Genomic DNA, 23,438 nt, shown 5'->3' on the forward strand with positions numbered 1-23,438 from the left:
GTTCGGGCAGAAATCTTCTGGCCGAACGTTCTTGTCATCCATTTTTTACACGACCGAAAATGGACGGTCCATTTCATACAGCTTTTGATAACGCAGGTTTTCTTTCAGCAAATCATGATGCTGCCCCTGCATCTCAATGCGTCCACCTTCAATAAACATCATACGGTCACATGCCTCACAACCAGTGAGATGATGGGTGATCCAAATGACTGTTTTTCCTTTTAACACACGGAAGATTGTTTCAAGCAATTCACGCTCTGTGCGTGGATCAAGCCCGACGGTTGGCTCATCTAATACAACAATCGGTGTGTTTTGCAGCAAAATCCGAGCTAGAGCCATACGCTGCCTTTCTCCACCAGAGAAACGAACCCCTGTCTCTTGTACACCTGTGTGATAACCTTTTGGCAAAGACTCAATGTAATCGTGCAGCTGCACTTGCCGCGCGGCTTCTTTTACTTGCTCTTCTGTCGCTTCTGGAGAGCCTAAGCGAATGTTGTTTAAAACAGATGTATCGAATAAATAGGGCTGTTGATTGAGCACAGACACATAAGAGGATACCTCCTCTTGAATGCTTTGTACCGGTTTCCCCTGAATGCTGACAACCCCTTGATTTGGCACGACTGCCCCTTCTAACAATTTTAAAATGGTCGATTTGCCTGCACCGCTTTTTCCTAAAAGAGCGAGCGATTCACCTTGCTTCAGTGAAAACGAAAAATGCTTTAGCACATGTTTATTGACTTCATATCCGAAGGTGACTTGATCAAAACAGACCGCTTCAACGCCATCAGAGACGGGTGTCTCGTCTGCTGCCTCCCTCTCCACTAATCCTTCATACGATTGCTTTTCATAATGATTTAATCTGCTGACGGCATGCTGATAAACAGGAATGTCGCCTGCTGCATCTGACAGCGGAAGAAAGGCTTCTGTTAATGGAAACAGCACAAGCACAAAGGCTGCGATGAGCGTGTGCGGCATAGAACCTTCCTGAACGACCGAGCCGCTCCAATACACAACAAGGACGACTGCTCCTCCAATGACTAGCTGTGCTAAAAATTGGCGCAGACGGATAAACCGATGCTTTGCCGCTTCGAGTGCTAATAGCTTTGCTTCTTTTCGTTCATAGCCTTCAACAAAATCGTTCTGTCTGCCGCTAAACAACCAGTCACTCACGCCCATGACGGCATCTGTTAAATGGCTGTACAGTTCATTTCTGCCTTTCTTCATTTGAATTTGTCTCGCCCGGTTCACAAGTACTGTGATGTATGGGAATACAAATACGAGCAGCGCCATATAAAGCAGCATCAACCCGGCAAAAGGCCATGAAAAAAGCCCAAGGGCTCCAATCGAAGCGGCATATAAAAGCAGCGCACCGATGGATGGAAAGATTGTTTTTAAATACGCATCCTGTAATCTCTCCACATCTTCTGATAACAGCCCAAGCATTTCACCTGTTCCCAGCTTAGTCTGTTTGGCACTTCGTTCAGCCATATCATAAAGACGTACCCGCATTTTTTCAATCATCGTCAAAATGAGCTGATGACTCGCCAGTCTTTCTGCATAACGAGCAGCTGAGCGTGAAATACCAAAGGTACGTACTGCCACGATGGGGACATAGACCATCAAGATATTCTCAGGTCTTGTGGCAGCTTTTGAAATGAGGAACCCTGACGTATACATGAGCATAGAAGCAGAAAACACCGCAATCGCCCCTAAAAAAAGCACCAAGGCAAACAGCTTTTGATTCTCCTTGATATAAGGTATAAACCAGCCTTTACTGACCATGTGTGACCGCCCCCATTTGTTCCTGTACCAATTGATAGTACACACCTTTTCTTTCCATTAATGATTCATGAGTCCCCATCTCTGCAATCGTCCCATGATCCATCACAATGATTTCATCCATATCCGTCATCCAATGAAGTCTGTGTGTGGCTAAAAACACAAGTTTATTTTCAAACAATGGAAGCATTGTTTTCTTTAATTCATACTCTGTCTCAATATCCAGATGAGCCGTTGGTTCATCTAACAGCATAATGGATCGCTGGCCGAGCACTGTGCGAGCGAGTGCAATCCGCTGCGCTTGTCCGCCGCTCAGTCCTCTGCCCTGTTCGCCAATGACCTCATCCAGTCCATTGGGGAGTTCCGCTACGAGATGAGACAAACCTGCCTCTTCCACCGCTCTTTCGACGTCTTCATCGGTTGCATTCGGTTCATAAAAACGAATATTTTCTCTCAGTGTCATGTGAAATAAATAAGGATGCTGCGGCATATAAACGACTTCTTTTTGCCATGCCGCCAGCTGTAAATGAGCAAGCGGCTTTCCGTTTAGGATGATTTCACCTGCAGACGGTTCAACAAAACCGCCGAGAACATCCGTTAACGTCGATTTCCCCGAACCACTGGCACCGATGATCCCAATTTTTTTCTTTCCTTTCACAGTGAGGTCGACATCCTGAATCGAATATGGTGCATGCTCATCATGCAAGACACTGACATCTTGCAGTGTGAGCTCAGATTGCTCATTCCACTCGTTCAGCTGCACGGATTGTGTCTCCTGCTCTCGGAAGCCCTTTTCCTCTAAAATCACTTGAATCGCCTCATTCGCTTCTTTACCGTTTAACGTCGCATGATAATCATTCCCCACTTCACGGACTGGCAAAAAATATTCTGGCGCAAGCATTAGTGCGGTCAAAGCGGGCAATAACAAAAGATCTCCTTCAATTAAGCGCAAGCCGAGAAATACAGCGACAGTCGCAATGGACAGCATAGAAAAGAAATCGAGAGCAAAAGAAGAAAGAAAGGCGACTTTCAGTGTGCTCATCGTCGCCTTTCGATAACGCTTTGAGACCTCTCCAATATTACGAGAATGCTTTTTGCTAATCCCTAAGTAGCGAAGCGTTTCAAGGCCACGGAGAGAATCAGTAAAATGATTGGATAATTTCTCATACGATCTCCATTGTTTGGCCGCTTTACGCTGAGCGACAAGTCCTAGCAAAATCATAAAAACAATTAAAATCGGCAGCGTGACAATGAGAATGACAGCAGATGTTTCATCTAATGTCCAAACATAGACAAGCACCATCACCGGAATAACTGCCATGTTCACCATTTTCGGCAAAAACAGCTGTAAATACTGACGATATTGGGCAATGCCCTCCATCGCCAATGTCACAAGCTTTCCTGTTCCTTTTTTCTTCGTGAAAGCTGGCCCTAAACGGAACAGCTGGTCCAACAGCTGCTTTCTGACGTCTGCTCCAATTCGGGAAGAATAGGTGAACATGACCTTCTCCCGCATCAAGGTGAGACCGTGCCGCACCAGAAAGGCAGCAAGAAACAGCAAGACATAAGGCGTTGCCTGCATGAGGCTCTTCCCGTCAAACAGCGTTGTTATGGCATGTGCCAGCCACTGTGCTTGAAAAATAATACTTGCTCCTTGGATGATTGACACAATACCTAAGAGGGCAAGAAGCCCCCTCATTCCTTTTAGTTGAAGCAAACGTTTATCCATTAGTAGGTCATTGGCTCCTTACCGCTTACACGTTTACGGAAGACATAGTAGCTCCAGATTTGATACCCAAGCACAAAAGGCAGCAAAGAAATGGCAACAATCGTCATGACCGTCAGTGAATAAGATCCTGATGCAGCGTTTTGAATGGTGAGGTCGAATGCATGGTTGATCGAACTAATCATGACACGCGGGAATAATGCTGTGAAAAGCATGGTCACCGTCACCATAATACCTGCACCTGTGAATAAAAATGTCCATCCATCACGCTCTTTTCTCATAAAGAATAGAGCCGCTACATAACAAACCACAATGAGTACAGTTAAAGGGATCGTAATGATCGGACGCACGGTATAAATGTCTGTTTCAAGAATAGACACACCAACAAATACAACAAGAACCGGCAGTGCAATCAATAAAACACGCTGACCGAGCTTTCTTGCACGATTTCTTAAATCACCCTCAGTGCGGAGTGTGACGAAAATCAATCCATGCAGAAGGCAAAGAACCGTCACAGCTACCCCGCCGATCACTGAATAAAGATTCACAAAGTCTGTAAATCCAGCGTACATATTCATGCTTTGATCAATGGGCATTCCTCGTAAAATACTTGTGAATAGCACGCCGAGTAAAAATGGCGGAAGCAGGCTGCCAAAGAAGATCACCCAGTCCCACGTTTTGATCCATGAAGCCTTCTCGACCTTCCCTCTAAATTCAAAGGCGACCCCCCGCCCAATGAGCGCTAGCAGGAGAACCGTAAACGGAATATAGTATCCGCTGAACATCGTAGCGTACCAGTGAGGAAAAGCGGCGAAAATAGCTCCGCCTGCTGTAATCAACCAGACCTCATTCGCATCCCAGAAAGGGCCAATCGTATTGATTAAAATGCGGCGCTCGTGTGCATCTTTTCCAAGAAGCTGCATGGACATCCCGACACCAAAATCAAATCCTTCTAAGAAGAAAAATCCAACAAACAGTACTGCGACAAGAATAAACCAAATCTCGTTAAGATATGCCATGATATGCGCCTCCATCAAATGGATCTGTAGACAGGTCCGTTTCATCCTTTTGATCTGTATTCTCTTCAGAATGTGCACCTTTTTTAATTTCTCGAATGAATAAGTAGGCAAGCACGATGGCAAGAATCAGATAAATGGTCGTAAAGCTAATGACTGAGAATAGCAACATGCCGTACGATACGTTTGGTGAAATGGATTGTGCGGTTGTCATCATACCAAAGACTGTCCACGGCTGACGCCCAATTTCCGTCATGATCCAACCAGCTGAGTTTGCAATAAACGGGAACGCAATCATCCATACCATGAAGCGTAAATACCATTTGTTTGATTCTAGTTTTTTTCTAAAGCTCAAATACAAACCAATCATACTAGCAAAAATCATCAACATGCCGGCACCCACCATGATTCTAAAGCTCCAGAAGGTTGTTTTGACTGGAGGAATGTAATCTCCAGGACCAAACTTGGCTTCATATTCTTTTTGAAGGGTCAGCATGCCTGGCACATCTCCACTAAACTTCGAATAAGCCAAGTAACTTAAAGCAAACGGAATATTGATCTCCGCAGAGTTTTCTTTTTTATCTGTGTCAATGTTGGCAAATAGTGTCCAAGCCGCTGGATCTCCACTATCCTTCCAAAGGGCTTCACTTGCTGCCATCTTCATCGGCTGTGATTCCATTAAGTGCTTTGCTTGATCATGTCCAGAGAACGCCACACCTAAGCCAGAAATGAAAGCAAGCACCATGGCAATCTGAAAAGATTTTTTGAAAAAGGTCACTTCTTGTTTTTTGATCATTTTATAGGCACTGACACCCGCGATAAAGAAAGCACCGGTTGCCAATGCACCAAACAGAACGTGCGGGAACTCTACCCAAAGTTGCGGATTTGTCACGAGCGCCCCAAAGTCATTCATTTCTGCACGGCCATTTTTAATCACAAATCCAACTGGCTCCTGCATAAATGAGTTGGCGAGTAAAATCCAAAACGCCGAAAAGATCGTACCAAGAGAAACAAGCCAAATACATAACAAATGAATTTTTTTCGGCAGACGGTCCCAGCCGAATATCCAAAGGCCAATAAAGGTCGATTCAAGGAAAAAGGCCAATAGCGCTTCAATGGCAAGCGGTGCACCAAAGACATCACCGACAAACCTTGAATAATCAGACCAGTTCATCCCAAACTGGAATTCTTGCAGAATCCCTGTCACCACACCTACTGCAAAGTTAATTAAGAAAAGGTGACCCCAAAATTTCGCCATCTTTTTATAAATCTCTTTTTTCTTGACGACATAAAGGGTTTGCATCAATGCAACGATAAATACCAAACCTATAGACATAGGAACAAAAATAAAATGAAATAATGTCGTTGAGGCAAATTGAAATCTTGCTAAAAACAGCTCACTCACAGCCTTACATCCTCCCTTACTTTCGCATGCCGAATGATTCGAGATATTTATGCTCACCATTTCACAAAAAGTTCACTATTTGTTCAATGATTCACAAATGAAAGTCCATTTGATATAGTTCACTCGGTGAAATTTTACTCTTGATTTTCATTCGGTTAGTTATTTATACCTGTACTTTACACCCATGCGCTTCAAAAATAAAGTAAATTTTACCTAAAATTTGGATAGGATTGTGTCAGTTGTTTGAATACTTTGTCAAAAATATGTGACGGAAAGAGACAATCACAAAAAAAATAGCGCTGCTTCTTCGCTGCAGCGCTTTTGAATATTTAGGCTTTTTTCTGTAAAGCGGGTCTTGTGACTTGCACTTCATAGTACGTAATTTTGTTTTTTAACAGGCCTTCAGGTTTCGCCTTTCCATGAGCGTGCGCATCACCAAATGCCTGAGATTTTGTCCAATTCACAAAGTCTTCTTTTCGATTCCAGCGGGTGTGAATGGTCACTTCATCGTAATCAGTTGTCTGTTGAGTGACCCATACTTCCATTCCTAAAAAGCCTTCCATAAATTCTACTTGTCCCTGCTTGTTAAACCGTTTAACAAGGTGGTCTGCACTGCCTTTTTCTACTCTTACTTGGTTGTTTACAATAATCATGTTTGGTTCATCTCCCTTTTGTTGTTGAATGGAGGCAATGGGGATAATGAGCGGATGCGGTCCGTCTAAGTGAACCTCCGCCTGAATCCCAAAAACCTCCTTGAAAAAGTCTTCTGTTAACACTTCATTTGGTGAGCCAATTTGATGCACCTGACCTCGCTTCATAGCAATGAGACGGTCACAATATTTTGCGGCCTGCTGCAAGTCATGGAGAACCATTAAAATGGTGATGCCATGTGTTTGATTCAGCTGTTTGAGCAGCTCCAGTAATTCAAGCTGATGCGCAATGTCTAAATAAGTGGTTGGCTCATCCAGAATGATAGTCTCTGTCTTCTGAGCCAGTGCCATTGCAATATATGCCTTTTGTCTTTCTCCGCCTGATAATGTATGGAGCATTCTGTTTTCATTGGTGCGGCTATTCGTCACCTCAAGCGCCCACTCAATCGCTTCATGATCTGACGTGGTACTTTTTTTCCAGATGGAACGATGCGGACTGCGTCCAAGTGCGACCAGCTCACGTACTGTCATCGATGGAATGGCGGTTCTTGTTTGCATGAGAACTGCCACCTCCTTGGCGATCTCCTGTGCCGTCATCTCTTTTTGCGGGATGTCGTGAATGTAAATCATGCCGCTTTCGATTGAGGTCAGTCGTGCGGCCGCTTTGATAAAAGTCGACTTACCTGACCCATTCGGGCCAATGATTCCGGTCACACTCCCTTTAGGAACAGCTGCTGAAATGGAAGACAGCCGAAAGCCGCCTTGACTGAGACTCACGTCATCCATTGCAATGACATCCATCTTAACCCCTCCCTTTCTTTTTTAACAAATAGAGGAAGAAAGGTGCACCGATGCAGGCAAGCAAGATCCCTACAGGCAATTCAACCGGTGTAAACCAGACCCGTGCTGCTGTATCGGCAAAGACCACAAGCACGCCCCCTCCAAGCATTGAAATCGGTAGCAAATACCGGTAATCATCTCCGATTAAAAGACGGATAAAATGGGGTACAACAAGCCCGACAAAACCGATTAAACCGCTGACACTGACAGCCGCTCCAGCTAAAAGAGCGGCCAGCGCAATGAGAAAAAATCGAGTCCGCTCTACTCGAAGACCCAATAACTGAGCCGATTCATCGCCAAGCAAAAGGAGATTGGACGGTTTAATGGCGAAAAAACAAAGACATAATCCAGCCAGCGCATATGGCGACACAAAGCTAAGATGATGCCAGCTCCGCCCGTTTAATCCCCCTGATAGAAAAGGCAAAACAGCCTGCACACGCTCACTGTAAAGCACCATAAACCCATTCATCACCGCACCAAGCAAGGCATTGACGGCAACACCTGCCAAGATCAATTTAAGCGGTGAAACCCCTTGATCAAATGACAGCATATACACGACAAGAGCTGCTAATAAGGCGCCCAGAAAAGCGGCTGCCGGAAGCAAATACGTGAATTGCGGAAGAACAATCATGCTGAGTACAGCAGCTAACCCGCCGCCCGCAGTCACACCAATGATCCCAGGGTCAGCCAGTGGATTTCGGACAACTCCTTGTAAAATCGCTCCTGATGCTGCGAGACAGGCCCCAACGAGAAAACCAATGAGCACACGCGGCAGCCGTAAATCCATGACAATTTTTTCATGAACAGGCAGACCTGATCCCGTGAAGACAGCCATTAAATCCGTCAGCGATAATTGGACAGAACCTACCGCAAGTCCTAGACAGACGCCCACACATAAAAAGAGAAACAATCCTGGTAACAGCCATTTTCGTCTTGACTGCCTTTTTTGAAAATCTAGTTCTGCATTCATCTTCATGATGACAATCGCTTCAATTTCTTCTCTAATTCATCGATCGCTCTGATGACTTCTGCGCCTGGATTTGTCCCAAATAGGTCACTTGGCAGAATCTCAACGTGTCCATTTTTGACAGCTGATACATCGTGCCACGCCGCATTTTGCTTCATTTCACTCATAAAGCCTGCTTTGACATCTTCAGGATTGCTGTGGGTCATCAGCAAGATGAGATCTGGATCGGCCTCGATTACCTTTTCTGCATTGATTTGTGCATATTGCGGAAACTTTTCGAGTGCTGGTTCGTTTTCAGCAATATTCGCCCCACCAGCGATCCGCAGCAGATCACCACTTAAAGATTGTGGAAGTGCCGCCATATATGTGCCGGGCGCACCATATACAACGAGTGTCTTTACTTTTTTCTCAGGCTGCTTCACTTGCTTAATCCGCTGATCGATTTGAGCATTGAGCGCTTTTGCCTTTTGCTGCTTTCCAAGTAAATCACCAAATAAAGTAACTTGACGCTGGATGTCCTTCACTGAGTTGGCACTTGTCAAAAGAAGCTGTGAACCAATCCCTTCTATAGTAGAGATATCCTTGCTGTTTAATGATTCATTCCCAAGCACCACATCGGGCTTTAAGCTCGTGATCAACTCGACATCAAATTGATGGGTTGTGCCAATTGATTGTACGGACTTTGCCTTTTGTAGATTGTCTGGCAATTCGGCAGTTGGCCGGCCGACAACCTGGCCACCTAAGGCATAAATGATGCTCATGTCGCCAGTTGACAACGAGACGATCCGTTCAGGTGATTCATGAAACGATAATGTTCTGCCGGCAAAATCCTGAATGTTGAGCGCACCTTGCTTGCTCTCATTCTCGACAGGCGCCGCCTGGCTGCATCCGCCGAGGAGAAGCACGACGACGAGTCCTGCCCAAATCACATGTAAACATTTCAACCGTCTGTCTCTCCTTTTCTAGTAAACTTTCTTTAGCTTCGCCTGTACCACGAGACGCTTGTTTTTAGGTGCCAGCACGTGATCACAGGTCGATAATGTGAGAATCAAGTCATCTGTGGATACGTCTGTTTTCGTTTGATAGATGGACTTCTTACGCACAGCTTGCAAGTAGTGCGCATATTCACCAAGATCCTGAAAATCAGTCTGAATATAATCGAAATCGACTGTCGTCTCATACACAGCAAAAATCTCTGCTTCATAGCTTTGGTACAGCGTATCGTACTGAAATGTGCGATGATCTTGGAAAAAATCTTTTTTCAAATAGTTTGTGAGACCAGCAAACATAGACCCATCCCTCATCCGATGACCGTACACCACTGTATTGGGACTTTCATGCAAGACGTCATTACGATAATCCATAAAGATACTGCCTGCCCGTGTGTCATCCTTTACATAATTACGAGTTAAATAGAATGCATTATCGTTTGACTGAACAATTGGATACTGAATCATCGTGTCCTTCATATCAATCCAACCGACAATGTCTTGATTCACCTTTCGCAAATCATCAAATGACTGACGGATTTCTCCAGGTTTTCGCTGTTTCATTCCATCCTCGTGTGTGTAAAGTGTCTGAGCCTTTGCAAGCACCTGACGATTTTGATAATAGCCAAAGAGCTCCAAGCCAATGGCAGTACCGCTATATAGAAAAACACCTAAACAGACGATCGTCAGCATTCGCTGCCCGATCCTTTTCCCTCGTTTCACACTGTCTCACCTGCTTTTTGCACAACTTATATGCCTACAGGCACGATATACATCCCTGTTTCTGCATCCTGCTTAATTGTGACGGACACATGATAAATGTGCCGCACCATTTCTTCGGTTAACACATCATTGGGCCGCCCTTCGCGGATAATTTGTCCATCTTTCATGGCGATGATGACATCACTATAGCGAATCGCCTGATTCATATCGTGCAGGACCATCACGATGGTTAATCCATGCTCGACATTGAGCTCTCGAATGAGCTCAAGAATGTCAAATTGATAATACATATCCAAATAAGTCGTCGGTTCATCTAAGAAAAGCATCGGTGTTTTTTGCGCTAAAGCCATCGCAATCCATACACGCTGCCGTTCTCCGCCTGACAATGAGGCGAGTGGCACCTTTCGCTTATCCGTCAGCTTGGTACAGGACAGCGCCCACTCGATTGCTTTCTCATCCTCTTCCTTGTCACTGCCGCGCATCGTTTGGTACGGCGTTCTCCCAAATGCCACGACTCGTTCGATCGTCAAATCGAGCGGCGCTTCATTTTGCTGATGTACGACTGCCAGCTTTCTCGCGAGTTCCCTTGGCTTGAACGCATTCAGCTCTTGCCCATCTAAATGTATCTGTCCTTTGTTTGGACAATGGTTATGTGCCATCAAAGAAAGCAGCGTGGATTTGCCCGAGCCATTTGGACCGATAATGGTCGTAATTTTCCCTTTTTCGATCTTCGTGGTGACCGATTGAACAATGTCCCTCTGTCGATCATAGGAAAACGACACCTCACGAATGTCCATGCAGACGATCCCCCCTTCTTAATAAAAAGATCAGAAACGGCCCGCCAATGACAGCCATGATTGTAGAAGCAGGGATTTCATTTGGTGCCACTAGCGTTCTGCCGAGCGTATCAGCCGTCAAAATGAGCAAGGCCCCGCTTAACGCAGAAAATGGAATCAGTACCCGATGGTCCGAGCCGACGAGCCTTCTAGAGATATGGGGAATGAGCAAACCGACAAAGGCAATCACGCCCGCTACCGCAGCAGTCACCGCTGCTAATAACACCGCCGTGATTGAAATCAAAAGGCGCATTCTGGTCACACGCAATCCTAAGTTTTTCGCCGTCTTATCTTGAAGGGCAAGCAAGTTACACCATCTGCTAAAGAAAAGCGCAACCACAAGCCCAATGACGCCATAGACACCGATTAAACGGACATCTCCCCACGTTTTCATCGTGAGATTCGACTGTCCCGACTGATTAATGGTGATATTGAAATAGCTGCAAATGGTCACAAACGCTTCTGCCATCCCTGTAAACATGGCATTGATGGCGATCCCCACCAATATCATTCGAATCGGGCTTAAGCCGCCTTTCCAAGACAACACGTATACGAGGAAGCAGGCAATTGCCCCGCCTAAAACTGAAAATAAAGGAGAGTAGAAATAAAATTGAGGAAGCGCTGTAATTGCCATTAAAGAAAAGAAGCTAGCTCCCGATGAAATACCAATAACACCGGCATCTGCTAATGGATTCCTCATCACAGACTGCAAGAGGACACCGGAGACAGATAATGCCGCCCCTGTAAACATCGCAATGAGCATGCGGGGGATTCTTAAATCTTTAATGATTTCTACCTGTGCATGTTGACCGGTCATAAGCCCTTCCAATAATTCAATCGGTGTAACATGAATGCTCCCCGTAATGGCGGAATAAATAAATACGCCGGCTAGTAAGAGACTGACTATCAGAAATAAAATCCCTGTTTTTTTCATCTTGAACGTCCTTTTATCATTAAGATTCGCCGCTTATGACGGGTACAACATACGAGTCAATTCATCTAATGCCTCTGCTGCCTTTAAGTTGCCTGTTGTCCCGAATAAGCTTTCTTCGAGGTCGTACACCCGGTCTTGTTTGACCGCATGGAAATGTTTCCAAATATCATTTGTTTTAAATTCTTGATCAAACATGTTGACGACTTCATCCGGCATCCCATGTGCGGCTCGAAGAATGATATCTGGATTGGCTTTTTGTAAATACTCCGTATTGGATGCCAAATACTCCATTTTCTCACCTTTTACGATGTTCTTTCCTCCTGCAATACGCACAAGATCACCGATATACGAATTCTCTGTTGCCACTAAATAACTGCCTGGTACACCAAGCAAAATGAGAACGGATGGCTTCGTCTTTCCCTTCGTTCTCTCTTGTATGTCTTTCTTTTTTTGTTCAAAATCATCCACAATGCGTTTCGCTTGTGTCTTTCTATCATATTTTTCTCCAAGCTTTGTGATGGCGTTCTCCATCTTGTCCAGGCTCTCAAGGTTGAGGTATGTCGCAGGGACAGAAGCTTGTTGAAAAGGCGTTTCTAAATCATATTGAAGAGTCGTGACAGACAGGACATCTGTCGGTTGAAGTGATTGGATGATTTCCATGTCCGGGCTCATTGGGTTACCGACTGCTGGGAGTCCTTTGTATCGAGCCGGCAAGGATTTTTGACTTGTTGGCACCCCGACAAGATCCACCTCTAGCGCATCCATGATCTCAGCAGCAGCTACAGTCGTTGCCACAATGCGGGCACTTGATGCTGCATTTTTTTTGCCTTTCGCTGAGCTTTCAGCTGATTGTGAGCAGCCTGCTAAGAAGACGCACACACATAGAGCCGTGATCAGGGTACATAACATTCGATGCTTCAAAAAACAGAAGCCTCCTTTCGAAAAAAAGGAAGTGGATGCGCCGAGATGAATGGCGCACCTCACTTAAAATAGATTCTTTATCTTGTACGAGTTTGATACTTTCTGACGAGCACGAATAGTGATCCGCCGAATAAAAGAATGTACACCCAAAGAAGTGAAGTATCTCCTGTTTTTGGGTTCAACTGACCTGTCTCAGACTTGGTTTGGTCATCTGATGGCGTAAAGGTCATCTGCTCTGCGCCCGTTTCCTCTGGTGCGAGATTCGCAAGCTGGTTTGGTTGAGAATCGTGATCATTCGGATTTTTCACAAAGCCGATGCTCTCATCGTCTCCGATCACCGTCGCAATTCCGCTTCCTTCACCACTTGCGATACCTTTCGTATCATAGACAAGTTTGACATCGTACTGCTCATGATAATTGGCAGCTGGAATGTCAATTTTCACGCGTGCTGCCTGATCACTACTCAAACTTTTTGCTTCATATTGAATCACTCGTGTATCTGCTTTTTGATCAGCCTTTGCAACTAGCGTCTCTTCAAATTTACCGCCGGTTCCTACTTGGAACGACGTGATGGCTGAGCTGTTCTTCACAGTGTATGAAACGAAATGGCGGCCATTTTTCACCACCAATGTCGCAGGGCTCACGACGTAATCGTTCATGCGAGAAAGCTCATCTTTGTCTGCTTTCTTCATTGAAAAAGGAAGCTTGTACACTCCGTCTTTTAGCTGAACTGTCTCTTGATTCGTTCCGCCGTTCGTTGTGTCTGGTGCTGGTTTATTTGGTTTTGGTGTTTCTGGTGTAGCCGGGGTTTCTTCCTCTATTTGACCGTCCTTCAGTGGAACGATACTTTTTGAATCAAATTGAAAACGAATATCGTACGTTTGATCATAGTGAGCGGCTGCTACTACAATGTGTACTTTTCCGTTAACTGCTTTTTTCAGATCAGACACTTCAAATGAAACCACTCTTGTGTTCTTTGCTTGATCTGTGCTCACGTTTTTCACTTCTTGATAAGAACCGTTTCTCTCTATTTTCAAAGAATCAACTGACGTATGATCCTTCACCGTAAAGGAAACGGTTTGCGTTCCATTTTTAACGGTTAACGATGCTGGATGTGAGAAGTATTGGCTCATCCGAGATGCCTCATCCTCATCGCCCTTCAGCACACTGTAGTTGATACGATACACACCATCTTTTAATTGGTTCTGCGTCGAATCAACTGGTGTTGTGCCGTTTTGATCATCTGGCTTTGTTTCGCTGTCGCCTGGCGTCGTGCCACTTTGATCATCCGGCTTTGTTTCGCTGTCGCCTGGCGTCGTACCATTTTGATCATCCGGCTTTGTTTCGCTGTCGCCTGGCGTCGTACCATTTTGATCATCTGGTGTTGTTTCGCTATCGTCTGGCTTCGCAGGCGTGACAAGTGTGAGACTGCTCTGATCGAAAGCGAGCTGTACGTCATACGCCTCATCATAAATAAAGCCGCCTAAGTCCCAGTAAATTTTGACCCAGCCATTTAATTTGGCTGATACATCGGCTACATCAAATTTGATTACACGCGTATTTGCTGTCTCATCTTCACTGACCGTTTCAGTGGTGACGAGAGAGCCATTTTGTTCGACCTTGAAATCTGTGATTTCTTTGCTTTGCTTCAGCGTAAGATAGGCAGTCGTCTTGCCATTTTCGATGATGAGCTTAGCTGGCTTTTCTGTATACGTATCCATCATGGATGCTTCAGTGCTGCCATTTTTTAAAATGGTGAATCCGGCCGTATATTCACCATCAGCCAATGATGCCGCCTGAGCCGTTCCTTGAGGCAGCTGAAACGCAGTCAACAAACTGAATAAAACGAGCAGAATAGCTGTCTGTAGATGAAAAAGACGTTTCAAAAGATGACACTTCCTTCCGTTAATGCTTGATGATCCACTTTCTCGCTAAAAACCCGCCTGAACATAAGACAAGCACAAGGAGCCATCCCATCTGGCTTGTATCACCAGTTTGAGGATTTTCTTCTTGTTTTGTTTTGGTGGATGAATCAGTTGTTTTGGTTGTTTCTTTTGATGTTTCTTGATGTTTTGCTGCACCTGCTGTTTCTTTTGAACTGTCAGAAGAAAGTGACTTGATGCTGCTTTCATCGAATTTCAGCTGGATGGTATAGTCGTGATCATAATCAGCCGATTTGACTGTGACATGGATTTTTGACTTGATTGGTTTAGACAAACTCTGTACTTGGAATTGAACAAGCCTTGTATTGGCTTTCTTATTCGTTGATAGAACCGTCGTATCGACATAGCCACCATTTCCCGGCACTTTAAATTCCGTTACCCAGCTGCTGTTTTTAATGGTCATTTGCACAGTCAGCTTGCCATTTTTCACGATCACTTTTGCCGGCTTCAGCCAGTAATCATTTGCCATCGAAACGGCAGTTCCTTCGGCCTTCATCACAGTGTAATTGACGGAGTATGTACCATCATTTAATGAGGCAGCCTGTGCATTTGAAAAAGGCAGTATAAGTGCCAGCAATAATGCAGCCACAAAGGCTGGCATCCTGATCCATTTTTTCATCAGATGAATTTCCTCCCTTTTTATTGAACAGTTGCTGCATCAAACTTGACGCGAATATCGTAATTGCCTGTATATCCAATGACCGGTACTGTCACACTCACTTTAGCTGGTACAACATCTGTCAGGCTGTTGACATTGAACTCTACCGTTCTCTTATTGGCAGCTGTGTTTGTACTGATCACTTTCGCATCTTTGTAGACACCTTGATCTAATGTTTTAAAGCTTGTAATCCAAGAGCTGTTCGTTAACGTGACTTGCGCTTTGATTTTTCCGTCCTTCACAACAAGCTTAGCTGGTTTTTCAAAATACGTATTTGCTGTTGACGTTGAATCACTGTCTGCTTTCCATACCACATATTGTGCTGAATATTGACCATCTGCTAAGCCTGCTGCTGAGGCAGAGCTAACCGGGGCTAGAGCAAACAATAGAACAAAGCTAAAGAATAATAAGACGTGTGATGCTGAACGAAGTGATTTCATATTTATCCTCCTAATTGATATTGATAATTATTCTCAATAGATAATAAAAAAAATAACCTTTATCAGCGTATGAATCACGCTCATAAATGATTATGATAATCATTATCAATTGAGTTTAAAAAATAAATCTTTGCTTTCGACAAGTCAAAGATGTCTGCTGCTACATGATGTAGTGATACACGGTTTAGGTAATCTGTCCCATTCATGATACCATGGCATAACCTCCCCCATTCCATTACAGGGAAAAGAACCCTCTTCTCCTTGATATTATATGATGAATGAAATTATTGTCAACATCATTTTTCATACTATTGACTTAGATTTCTGGAAAATCACAAAAAAAATCGATCAGGGACACTGATCGAAGTCCATTAAGAAGGGACATGTTCACCCTTTTCACTATTTTTGCGCTCTAAAGACCAAGCATACATTTCCCGTATGACTGGTTCAATTTTCTTTCCTTGTTCTGTTAGTTCATATTCAATCCGCACGGGAATGTCGGGATATACTTTTTTCTCAACAAGACCTTCAGCTTCTAAATCTTTCAGCCTTTCTGATAATAACCGTCCGCTGATGTTCATTTCATTTTCTAGCTGACAAAAACGTTTTGGCCCTGTCAAAAGCTGATTGATGATGAGAATCACCCACTTCTTCCCTAAAATCTCCATGGCATCTGTAATTGGGCAGCCATCTACTTGAGCCATACTTTACTCCCTCCTGCTTTTCTCTACTTTTTTTCATTATAACATAATTAATTACTTGAAATAAGTCACTAACTATTATATAGTTTAGTTACTAAAAGTAACAAGGTAATCATTTTTATCAATTTTCAATAAACCATTGAACATACAGATGCATATAACATGAAGGAGATGACCGAGCTTTGAATACAATAGAGCAAGTAAGATTAGGTGTAACAGAATTACATGTGTCCAGCTTTGAGCGTTCTTTGCCTTTTTATACAGACATTTTAGGTTTTACTTTATTAGAACAGACGGATTCTACTGTCACGCTTGGCAGCAACGCAAAGGAACCAATCCTTGTGCTGAAAGAAGATGTGCAGCTGAAAGAGAAGCCGGATCATGAGCCAGGACTTTATCATTTTGCGGTTTTATTACCTACCAGAAAAAACCTGGGCACATGGCTGGCGCATGTGATCAAAAAAGGCTATCCTTTAATTGGAGCAAGCGATCACTTTTTCAGTGAAGCCATTTATTTAAGTGATCCAGATGGCATCGGCGTTGAGATTTATGCTGATCGTCCTCAGGACATATGGGTAGGTGAGCATGGAGAGCTGAAAGGTGGCGGAAATGCCCCGCTTGATGGAGATGGTCTCCTGCAAGAAGCCGCTGATTCCACCTGGGAAGGACTCCCGGCTGGTACAGTCATGGGACACTTGCATTTCCATCTCAACCCAGAAGAAGCCGATTCCTTTTATGTGAACACGCTCGGTTTTCATATCCGAATGGCTCCCCCAGCCAGCTTATTCGTTGCTGGTGGCATCTATCATCACCACCTTGCCTTTAATGCATGGGGACGAGGGAGAAAAGGAGCCATTGATCCACGTTTTTCAGGAATTAGAAGCTATACACTGGTTTTCCCAAAAGAAGACGATAGAACATCCGTCGTCGAACGTCTGACAAAAGCAGGTGTTCACATGAACACGACAGGAAAAAGCAACGAATTTATTGATCCATTTGGCGTTCTCGTTCGTTTACAGATTGAAGAAACAGACAAAAAAGAAGGTGTAGAATATGGACAAACACACAGAGGTTAAAACAGCCATTTTAAAAGATAAAATCAAACGAGTACAGCAAGAAGACGGATTTATATATATCACTGGACCTATTAAACTGCCAGTGAATTTAGACGGTAGAACGGTCATGTTTAACTGGTATTCATGGTTAAAAGATGACGGGCAAGAACCATTATCAGATGAAGCTTTAATCGAAAGCCTTTCCTCCCGTGAACTTGCAGATCACCAGCAATCAAGTGTCCTTGTTTACGGAGATTTCGAACATGCTGATGAAGCGCTGATCCGCATGCATTCCATCTGCCACACCGGCGATATTTTCGGAAGCAAACGCTGTGATTGTGGGTTCCAATTGAAACAGTCTATGCGAATGATTGAGGACAATGGAGCAGGCGCACTGTTTTATTTAGCCAACCATGAAGGACGCGGGATCGGTCTTTTCAGTAAAGCCATGGCCTACATCTTGCAAGAAAACGGCTACGATACAGTAGAAGCGAACGAAGCACTAGGCTTTGAAGATGATACACGTCAATATGAAGAAGCGATTGCTGTTCTTCAAACATTGCGTACAAAGCCAGTCAGACTGATCACAAATAATCCGAAAAAGACGGATGCTATCAGTCATGCAGGCCTTTCTCTTTCTGGACGGATTCCACTTTGGGGTGATGTCTCTGAGTTCAATGAAAAATACTTGCAGACAAAAATTAACCGCTCAGGCCATATGAAAGCGGATCAAGAGGTGCGTACGATTGCCACATCATGAGCGATATATGAAACTAGCCCTTGAAAATGCTGAAGCAATGAAAGGTCAGACATCTCCCAATCCGCTCGTCGGGGCTGTGATTGTGCGAGAAAATGAAATTGTTGGGGTCGGGGCGCATATGAAGGCCGGCGAACCACATGCAGAAATTCATGCACTTAAAATGGCTGGAGACAAGGCAAAAGGTGCCACGATCTATGTAACACTAGAGCCTTGTTCCCACCATGGCCGCACAGGCCCATGCGCTGAAGCACTTGTGAAAGCTGGCGTAGAAAAAGTTGTCGTTGCTGCACTGGATCCGAACCCGCTTGTTGCCGGGCGCGGGATTGCCATTTTACAAGATGCAGGCATTCAAGTCATCACAGGCGTCATGGAGCAGGAATCCATTCTCATGAATGAAGTGTTCAACCACTTTATTACGAAAAAAACGCCTTTCGTGACACTCAAAGCAGGCATTACGTTAGACGGAAAAATTGCATCTGCTACGTCTGACAGCAAGTGGATTACATCAGAAACGTCCCGTTATGATGCACATCACATTCGCAGTATCAACGATGCGATCTTGGTCGGTGCGCAAACCGTCATTCACGACGATCCTTCATTAACAGCACGCATTCCAAACGGTCATCATCCGATTCGAATTGTCTTAGACTCTAAACTGTCTATCCCGCTGACAGCAAAGGTGGTCACAGATCAGATGGCACCAACATGGATTTTCACAACAAAACAAGCCGATGAAGAAAAACGAGCCGCTTTAGAAGCAGCTGGCGTCAGTGTCATCATGACGGATAGCGATATCCGGGTGCCCTTACAAGAAGTACTTCAAGTGCTCGGAGAAAGAAATGTCTCCTCCCTGATGATTGAAGGCGGCGGACAAATCAATGCCTCATTTTTGGAGCAGCAGCTTGTCGATAAACTCGTCATCTACATGGCACCTAAGCTCATTGGCGGACGACTCTCTCCTTCTTTTTTCGGAGGCGAAGGCATACGCCTCATGAGTGATGCAATTGAACTGGATCAACTCTCTCTTGAACCGCTGGGAAAAGATATAAAGATAACGGGTTATCCGGTTTATCAATAACATACTTTCATAAAATAAGGATGTCGAGATTTTCTCGACATCCTTATTGTTTCTCACAAGATTTATTTTCTACAGTCTCTCTAAAAATTCAATTCGATTTCCAAATGGATCATCTACATAAAACCTGATGGCTCCATCTAACGGCTGATCTTCCTTTATAAGAATGTGATGTTTCATCAATGTCTCTTTTACATTTGATAATTTTTTTACTTGAAAAGCTGGATGAGCTTTTTTCGCTGCTTGAAATTGATCTTCAATGCCAATGTGAAGCTGTTGATTGCCACACTGAAACCAAACACCACCACGTTTTGCTAGGTGAACAGGCTTAGGTATTTCCTCCATTCCTAGAATCTCTCCAAAAAACAAACGTACTTTCTCTTCACTCCCCTTTGGGGCAGCTAACTGGACATGATCAATTCCAAGAAAATTTGACATCTTTGCTCTCTCCCTTTTCACATCATTTAAAAAACATTATGTGTGACGATCACGTCTGAAGAATATACCTAGATGTTACTCAAGCCCTATGATGTTGTCGATCCACAAATCATCTCCACGAAACGTGTCGTAAAATGTTTCATGTGAAACATCTGTGATCTAATATTGATCAATTTCCCTCTATCAGTCTGCCAAAGCTTTCGGGTGAAAGTCCCGGTGAAATGCGCAGGCGGTGTAAGGACATCATACCTTGTTCTTTCTTCGCATGTCCTGGTTCAGTGGTTACAGCCATTTCATATCCTGCTTCCTTCGCCAACTTCAGCGTGTCTTCGTTATAGCGACCGACCGGATAGCTGACCATGATCGTTTGTTGAGAAAACCGCTGGTCAAAGAATACCTTCGATCCTTTTAATTCTTCTTCCTGCTGCTTCTGTGTTAAACGATTGAGTTCTAAATGATGAATGGTGTGACTCTCTATTGAAATACCATGCGCCACCATATCATCCATTTGGGCATCGGTTAAATGATGCGGACGGCCGATGGACTGCTCGATCATAAAAATCGTGGCTTTCATTCCATATTCCTTTAAAATCGGAAATGCCTTTGTGTAGTTATCCGTGTATCCATCGTCAAATGTGATAAGAACATACTTTTCACTTGGTGTCGAATTGGTCGAGAGAACTTGATATGCCTCTTTCGGCGACAGCGTGACATAGCCGTTGTCTTTCAGCCATTTCATATGAGCTGCAAATTCGCTCTTTGGCACACGTAACGAATTACCGCTAGAGATACTGTGATACATCAAGATTGGAAGCGCAACGGGTTCCTTTTGCTGAATCCAGTTTTGTTTGTCTATCTCTGCCGCTTCAATTTGCTGCGTTTCTGTTGTTTCTTTCGTTTGTCCTTGACCCTTTACCTCTTTGATGGCTTGCTGGTTTCCTTCTGTTTGCTGTTTCGTACCCATACAGCCCGAAATGAGCAGCATGACTAAACCAACTGCAAGCCACATACATGTTTTTTTCATTCACCAATCCTGCTTTCTCTTTATCTACCGAATGATTATAACAGAAATTGGTTAATAACTGATATCTATTTTGACAGGGTATTCATTTTTTTACACATTTCGATCATTTCAATGGCAAGCAGATGGATGGTCTCTGTTGTGAGCATTTGGTCTTCTGCATGTATGAGCAGTAAAGAAAAGGGAAGCTGTTCCCCTGCCGCCTCTTTTTGTATCAGTGACAAGTGCAGGTCATGGATGCTTCGAAACGCTTCCTCCCCTTTTTCAATCAACTGCTGCGCTGCTTCAAAGTCATCCGCTCTTGCTAGACGAATGGCTTCTACATAATGGCTTCGTGCCTCACCTGCATGGGCAATGATTTGAAAGGCTGCTCCCTGCATTTCCTCTAATACCGTCATCTGCTTCTCCTCCGATTGCTCAAGATTCATTTGCTAGTTTCAGTGCATGTTCTAGAATTTTTTCTCCATTCGCTGTTCCATATAATCTTACATTTACCACATCGACAGGTATATGATAAGGTGCCGCTGTTTTTTCTGCTGCCTTTCTCATAAAGCTAACTTGCGGCCCTAGCAAAATGACCTTTACATCGTCCCCATGCTCTTCTAATTCGTCCGCAATGGCCCCTTCAGGTATCGCATAAATTTCATAATCCAGCCCTTTTCCTTCTGCGGCTGCCTTCATTTTAGATACCACAATCGACGTTGACATTCCTGCTGCACAAGCGAGAATGATTCGCTTCATATCCCATCACTCCTATTGATAAATAAAATCTGGTTCATCCCTTAATTTCCTCGTTTGGATTAATGTCTTGTACCAGTATCCTGACGCTTTCATCTGACGATTCCGTTCATTCTCCAGCTGGATCTCTACTAATCCGTAGCGATTCTTGAATGCATTCATCGGTGAGACATTATCCGTAAAAGCCCACAGCATATATCCCTTGCAGTTTGAACCTTCTTTTTTCGCTTGAAGGGCTTTTTTCAAATGCTGACTGATAAATGAAATTCGGTACTGATCATCAATGATGCCGTCTTCGTTTTTAAACCGTTCTTCCTGCTCGACCCCCATACCGTTTTCAGCCACAAACCACTCGATATTCCCGTATTCCTCTTTTATTCTCATACCCATATCATAGACAATATTCGGATAGATTTCCCAACCTCTGAATGGATTCATTTTTCTCCCTGGGAGCTCAAATAGATCGTAATAATAAGATGGATGAAACGGTGTATTTTCGTTCCAAGCCTTGCTAGGTGCCTTAACGCGATGCGGATAGTATAAATTAAGACCGACCACATCGACTGTATGATCTTTAATGATCTGAAGCTCTTCTTCCGTTGCATCGAAAAGAATGTCATGCTTTTTCAATACATCAAGCAGTTCTTCTGGATACTCGCCTTTAATGGAGGGATCTAAGAACACTCGATTAAAAAACAAATCATACATGCGGGCAGCTTCTTGATCATGTGACGCAGTCGATCTCGCATACGTCACTTCTGGATTGAGAATGACCCCGATTTTTGCACCGGCTGATTCCTTCAAGCCCATTTCCTGAAACAGCTTCACCACTTTTGCTGTCGCCAAGGCTTTATGATAGTTCCACTGCATCCACTTCTTCGTATTTTGCTCGAAAGGATAACGAATAGCATCTAGATACACACGAGTCTGAACAACAATTGGTTCATTAAAGGTAAACCAATGTTTGACCCGGTCTCCATAGCGTTCAAACACCTTTTCTGCATAGAGAACAAACAGATCGACAACATGTTTAGATGACCAGCCGCCGTACTTTTCAAGTAAAACGGCAGGAAGCTCATAATGCTCTAAGCAAAACATCGGCTCTACACCTGCTTCAAGTAATTCATTGATGAAATCATCAATATAACGAGCATAGGCCTCATCTACAATTCCATTCTCGTAATCTATGAGAAACCTCGACCAATTGATCGATGTCCGGTAATGAGATAACCCAATTTCCTTCATAAGGGCTACATCTTCAGGATAGCGCTCGTAAAAATTCGTTGCTCCCGCTGGTCCGTATCCTTCGTGCCATACGTGATACCCCTCCTTATACCAAAGGTCTATATACGAATCCTGATGCGGTTTCTTCCCTTTCCAACCCTCTGTCTGCCAAGCAGAAGCCGCAGCACCTAGAATAAAGTCATTGGGTATGTCGATTTTGTTCATGTTGCCACCTGACCTTTCTTCGTGTGAATTTGAAGTCCTTCCCACATCCCTTGTAAATACATAGCTCCAAGTGCCCGGTCGTATAATCCATAGCCAGGTCTGCCCGTCTCACCAAAGATCATTCGTCCATGATCTGGCCGGACATAGCCAGCAAATCCTTCCTTAAACAATACGTTCACAATCGCTCCCATTCAAAAGCAAGATCGTGACGTTCGATTTCCGCTTTTAAATGAGCAATACTTTCCTCCGGCCACAGATCACCAGCCGGCACATCATAGACTGCACTGACAATCCCTTTCATGCCGGGAATTTGCCGAATATATGAAAGGGAGACAGGATCTTCTTTGCCATACCATCTAAATTGCATGTTCATT

General features: G+C 44.0%; 24 protein-coding genes and 1 pseudogene. 3 read left to right on the plus strand and 22 right to left on the minus strand.

Features of this window, described 5'->3' with window-relative positions:
• Positions 1–45: 45 nt before the first annotated feature.
• The 15 genes from cydC to NSQ11_RS18150 all read right to left on the minus strand — a co-directional run bounded on the left by cydC (position 46) and on the right by NSQ11_RS18150 (position 16,531).
• Entirely contained in the window at positions 46–1,782 is a 1,737-nt protein-coding gene (cydC, locus tag NSQ11_RS18080; protein WP_129547968.1) for a thiol reductant ABC exporter subunit CydC, read from the minus strand.
• A complete protein-coding gene (cydD, locus tag NSQ11_RS18085) occupies positions 1,772–3,508 on the minus strand; it encodes a thiol reductant ABC exporter subunit CydD (protein WP_136944643.1) in 1,737 nt (578 codons plus the stop codon). Before cydD ends, cydC begins: the two co-directional genes overlap by 11 nt.
• Positions 3,508–4,524, minus strand: coding sequence for a cytochrome d ubiquinol oxidase subunit II (cydB, locus tag NSQ11_RS18090; protein WP_017368319.1), 1,017 nt, complete (start codon positions 4,522–4,524; stop codon positions 3,508–3,510). The genes cydD and cydB overlap by 1 nt, the downstream gene beginning before the upstream one ends.
• On the minus strand, positions 4,511–5,926 hold the full coding sequence (locus NSQ11_RS18095; RefSeq protein WP_008345582.1) for a cytochrome ubiquinol oxidase subunit I: 1,416 nt from the start codon (positions 5,924–5,926) through the stop codon (positions 4,511–4,513). The genes cydB and NSQ11_RS18095 overlap by 14 nt, the downstream gene beginning before the upstream one ends.
• A 329-nt stretch (positions 5,927–6,255) precedes the next feature.
• On the minus strand, positions 6,256–7,377 hold the full coding sequence (gene isdG, locus NSQ11_RS18100; protein ID WP_046526783.1) for a heme oxygenase: 1,122 nt from the start codon (positions 7,375–7,377) through the stop codon (positions 6,256–6,258).
• 1 nt (position 7,378) lies between these two features.
• A complete protein-coding gene (locus NSQ11_RS18105; RefSeq protein WP_342501187.1) occupies positions 7,379–8,392 on the minus strand; it encodes an iron ABC transporter permease in 1,014 nt (337 codons plus the stop codon).
• Complete coding sequence (locus tag NSQ11_RS18110; RefSeq protein ID WP_017358683.1) at positions 8,389–9,327, minus strand: ABC transporter substrate-binding protein; 939 nt, start codon at positions 9,325–9,327, stop codon at positions 8,389–8,391. Before NSQ11_RS18110 ends, NSQ11_RS18105 begins: the two co-directional genes overlap by 4 nt.
• Before the next feature lie 18 nt (positions 9,328–9,345).
• Positions 9,346–10,095 (minus strand): class B sortase, encoded by a 750-nt coding sequence (gene srtB, locus NSQ11_RS18115; RefSeq protein ID WP_058213457.1) that lies wholly within the window; start codon positions 10,093–10,095, stop codon positions 9,346–9,348.
• A 26-nt stretch (positions 10,096–10,121) separates the two neighbouring features.
• Positions 10,122–10,892 (minus strand): ABC transporter ATP-binding protein, encoded by a 771-nt coding sequence (locus NSQ11_RS18120; protein WP_342501188.1) that lies wholly within the window; start codon positions 10,890–10,892, stop codon positions 10,122–10,124.
• Complete coding sequence (locus NSQ11_RS18125; RefSeq protein ID WP_007497915.1) at positions 10,879–11,865, minus strand: iron ABC transporter permease; 987 nt, start codon at positions 11,863–11,865, stop codon at positions 10,879–10,881. Before NSQ11_RS18125 ends, NSQ11_RS18120 begins: the two co-directional genes overlap by 14 nt.
• 33 nt (positions 11,866–11,898) lie before the next feature.
• Positions 11,899–12,786, minus strand: a complete 888-nt coding sequence (isdE, locus tag NSQ11_RS18130) for a heme ABC transporter substrate-binding protein IsdE (protein WP_342501189.1) — start codon at positions 12,784–12,786, stop codon at positions 11,899–11,901.
• A gap of 77 nt (positions 12,787–12,863) precedes the next feature.
• Complete coding sequence (locus tag NSQ11_RS18135) at positions 12,864–14,672, minus strand: NEAT domain-containing protein (protein ID WP_008345597.1); 1,809 nt, start codon at positions 14,670–14,672, stop codon at positions 12,864–12,866.
• A gap of 19 nt (positions 14,673–14,691) precedes the next feature.
• The gene (gene isdC / locus NSQ11_RS18140; RefSeq protein WP_046526788.1) at positions 14,692–15,348 is read right to left on the minus strand and encodes a heme uptake protein IsdC; all 657 of its coding nucleotides are present in this window, start codon (positions 15,346–15,348) and stop codon (positions 14,692–14,694) included.
• A gap of 20 nt (positions 15,349–15,368) precedes the next feature.
• Positions 15,369–15,827, minus strand: coding sequence for an NEAT domain-containing protein (locus NSQ11_RS18145; RefSeq protein WP_007497924.1), 459 nt, complete (start codon positions 15,825–15,827; stop codon positions 15,369–15,371).
• A 371-nt stretch (positions 15,828–16,198) separates the two neighbouring features.
• Positions 16,199–16,531, minus strand: a complete 333-nt coding sequence (locus NSQ11_RS18150; RefSeq protein WP_007497926.1) for a helix-turn-helix domain-containing protein — start codon at positions 16,529–16,531, stop codon at positions 16,199–16,201.
• Positions 16,532–16,710: 179 nt separating this feature from the next.
• Here NSQ11_RS18150 and NSQ11_RS18155 point away from each other — a divergent pair, with 179 nt between their 5' ends.
• The 3 genes from NSQ11_RS18155 to ribD are packed head-to-tail and all read left to right on the plus strand — an operon-like array spanning position 16,711 to position 19,421.
• Positions 16,711–17,604: a VOC family protein gene (locus NSQ11_RS18155; RefSeq protein ID WP_041091551.1), complete on the plus strand. Its 894-nt coding sequence runs from the start codon at positions 16,711–16,713 to the stop codon at positions 17,602–17,604.
• Complete coding sequence (locus tag NSQ11_RS18160) at positions 17,582–18,343, plus strand: GTP cyclohydrolase II (protein WP_249476674.1); 762 nt, start codon at positions 17,582–17,584, stop codon at positions 18,341–18,343. The genes NSQ11_RS18155 and NSQ11_RS18160 overlap by 23 nt, the downstream gene beginning before the upstream one ends.
• Positions 18,330–19,421 carry a bifunctional diaminohydroxyphosphoribosylaminopyrimidine deaminase/5-amino-6-(5-phosphoribosylamino)uracil reductase RibD gene (ribD, locus tag NSQ11_RS18165; protein WP_007497931.1) on the plus strand — a complete coding sequence of 364 codons (1,092 nt, stop codon included), beginning with the start codon at positions 18,330–18,332 and terminating at the stop codon, positions 19,419–19,421. Before NSQ11_RS18160 ends, ribD begins: the two co-directional genes overlap by 14 nt.
• 69 nt (positions 19,422–19,490) lie before the next feature.
• Here ribD and NSQ11_RS18170 read toward each other — a convergent pair whose 3' ends face one another.
• The 7 genes and pseudogenes from NSQ11_RS18170 to NSQ11_RS18200 all read right to left on the minus strand — a co-directional run.
• Positions 19,491–19,856 carry a VOC family protein gene (locus NSQ11_RS18170; RefSeq protein WP_076821371.1) on the minus strand — a complete coding sequence of 122 codons (366 nt, stop codon included), beginning with the start codon at positions 19,854–19,856 and terminating at the stop codon, positions 19,491–19,493.
• A gap of 169 nt (positions 19,857–20,025) precedes the next feature.
• Entirely contained in the window at positions 20,026–20,880 is an 855-nt protein-coding gene (locus NSQ11_RS18175; protein ID WP_035389944.1) for a polysaccharide deacetylase family protein, read from the minus strand.
• A gap of 65 nt (positions 20,881–20,945) precedes the next feature.
• Positions 20,946–21,275 (minus strand): PTS lactose/cellobiose transporter subunit IIA, encoded by a 330-nt coding sequence (locus tag NSQ11_RS18180; RefSeq protein WP_008345614.1) that lies wholly within the window; start codon positions 21,273–21,275, stop codon positions 20,946–20,948.
• Between the two features lie 19 nt (positions 21,276–21,294).
• Positions 21,295–21,618, minus strand: a complete 324-nt coding sequence (locus tag NSQ11_RS18185; protein ID WP_008345616.1) for a PTS sugar transporter subunit IIB — start codon at positions 21,616–21,618, stop codon at positions 21,295–21,297.
• A 12-nt stretch (positions 21,619–21,630) separates the two neighbouring features.
• The gene (locus NSQ11_RS18190) at positions 21,631–23,064 is read right to left on the minus strand and encodes a glycoside hydrolase family 1 protein (RefSeq protein ID WP_050826743.1); all 1,434 of its coding nucleotides are present in this window, start codon (positions 23,062–23,064) and stop codon (positions 21,631–21,633) included.
• Complete coding sequence (locus NSQ11_RS18195) at positions 23,061–23,243, minus strand: mannonate dehydratase (protein ID WP_048001174.1); 183 nt, start codon at positions 23,241–23,243, stop codon at positions 23,061–23,063. Before NSQ11_RS18195 ends, NSQ11_RS18190 begins: the two co-directional genes overlap by 4 nt.
• 32 nt (positions 23,244–23,275) lie before the next feature.
• A pseudogene (locus NSQ11_RS18200) lies at positions 23,276–23,437 on the minus strand (mannonate dehydratase); the annotation flags it as partial.
• Position 23,438 lies beyond the last annotated feature (1 nt).

It is taken from the genome of Bacillus sp. FSL W7-1582 (assembly GCF_038593325.1).
GTDB lineage: Bacteria > Bacillota > Bacilli > Bacillales > Bacillaceae > Bacillus > Bacillus altitudinis.

Coding starts and splice junctions, on each gene's coding strand:
- cydC (WP_129547968.1), bottom strand. CDS start 1,782: ATGGTCAGTAAAGGCTGGTTTATACCTTATATCAAGGAGAATCAAAAG.
- cydD (WP_136944643.1), bottom strand. CDS start 3,508: ATGGATAAACGTTTGCTTCAACTAAAAGGAATGAGGGGGCTTCTTGCC.
- cydB (WP_017368319.1), bottom strand. CDS start 4,524: ATGGCATATCTTAACGAGATTTGGTTTATTCTTGTCGCAGTACTGTTT.
- isdG (WP_046526783.1), bottom strand. CDS start 7,377: ATGGATGTCATTGCAATGGATGACGTGAGTCTCAGTCAAGGCGGCTTT.
- NSQ11_RS18105 (WP_342501187.1), bottom strand. CDS start 8,392: ATGAAGATGAATGCAGAACTAGATTTTCAAAAAAGGCAGTCAAGACGA.
- NSQ11_RS18120 (WP_342501188.1), bottom strand. CDS start 10,892: ATGGACATTCGTGAGGTGTCGTTTTCCTATGATCGACAGAGGGACATT.
- NSQ11_RS18125 (WP_007497915.1), bottom strand. CDS start 11,865: ATGAAAAAAACAGGGATTTTATTTCTGATAGTCAGTCTCTTACTAGCC.
- isdC (WP_046526788.1), bottom strand. CDS start 15,348: ATGAAAAAATGGATCAGGATGCCAGCCTTTGTGGCTGCATTATTGCTG.
- NSQ11_RS18145 (WP_007497924.1), bottom strand. CDS start 15,827: ATGAAATCACTTCGTTCAGCATCACACGTCTTATTATTCTTTAGCTTT.
- NSQ11_RS18150 (WP_007497926.1), bottom strand. CDS start 16,531: ATGGCTCAAGTAGATGGCTGCCCAATTACAGATGCCATGGAGATTTTA.
- NSQ11_RS18160 (WP_249476674.1), top strand. CDS start 17,582: ATGGACAAACACACAGAGGTTAAAACAGCCATTTTAAAAGATAAAATC.
- NSQ11_RS18170 (WP_076821371.1), bottom strand. CDS start 19,856: ATGTCAAATTTTCTTGGAATTGATCATGTCCAGTTAGCTGCCCCAAAG.
- NSQ11_RS18175 (WP_035389944.1), bottom strand. CDS start 20,880: ATGAAAAAAACATGTATGTGGCTTGCAGTTGGTTTAGTCATGCTGCTC.
- NSQ11_RS18180 (WP_008345614.1), bottom strand. CDS start 21,275: ATGACGGTATTAGAGGAAATGCAGGGAGCAGCCTTTCAAATCATTGCC.
- NSQ11_RS18185 (WP_008345616.1), bottom strand. CDS start 21,618: ATGAAGCGAATCATTCTCGCTTGTGCAGCAGGAATGTCAACGTCGATT.
- NSQ11_RS18190 (WP_050826743.1), bottom strand. CDS start 23,064: ATGAACAAAATCGACATACCCAATGACTTTATTCTAGGTGCTGCGGCT.